General features: G+C 40.3%; 1 protein-coding gene. It reads right to left on the reverse strand.

The genetic code is table 11. The annotated features are described in order from the left end of the window. Nucleotides 1–70: 70 nt before the first annotated feature. The coding region (locus tag HMPREF3116_RS02830; protein ID WP_246819030.1) for a group II intron maturase-specific domain-containing protein at nt 71–775 on the reverse strand (705 nt) is incomplete at its 5' end.

The following is a 775-nucleotide window of genomic DNA, read 5'->3' on the forward strand; positions in this document are numbered from 1 at the left end:
AATCGAGTAGGAGGAATCTTTCGATTCCGACCTCTCACACCACCGTGCGTACGGTTCCGTACACGGCGGTTCAATATTTTGCGTAAGCAGACTCTACTAATTGGTTTAAAGGCACTAAGCCCCAATGGTAGAGTCTTTTTGTTGAAAATGCCACGTGTAATTGTAGATTTATTGACAATCGCCAGTACTTCTTGCGTGAATATGCAATGCGTTTGGCAGAATCAGTATCAAGTCCATAGGACATTAATTTTCTAATGATTGTCTTTGGTCGTTTCCAACGTTTAAGAATAAGCTGTCTAATTCTGCGATGTAGCCATTGTTCTATCCTTTGGATGAAGGTTTTTATGAATCCCAGTCCAAAATAGTTAATCCAGCCTCGTGTAACTCGATTGATTTGTTGTATAATTTCTTTGAACGTACCAGGTCTTTTGCGGCTAGTCAATCGTTTCAAAGTACGTTTGAATTTCTGCTTTGCCTGCTTGGTAGGGATAAAACGACATTGGCCATTCATTGTATGAATCAGACAGCTCAAGAACTTTAAATGGGTTGGCGACCCTACTTGACTCTTTGCTGTGTTCACAATGAGTTTTAAATCCTTTTCGATAAACTTAGTGATACTTTCTAATACACGTTCTCCGGCTCGTTTTGATTTGATATAGATGACGAAGTCATCTGCGTATCTCACGAATCGATGTCCACGTCTCGACAATTCTTTGTCCAATTCATGTAAGTAAATATTACTCAGTAGGGGAGAAAGTACCCCTCCTTGAGGTGC

It is taken from the genome of Aerococcus sp. HMSC10H05 (assembly GCF_001806975.1).
Lineage (GTDB): Bacteria > Bacillota > Bacilli > Lactobacillales > Aerococcaceae > Aerococcus > Aerococcus viridans_B.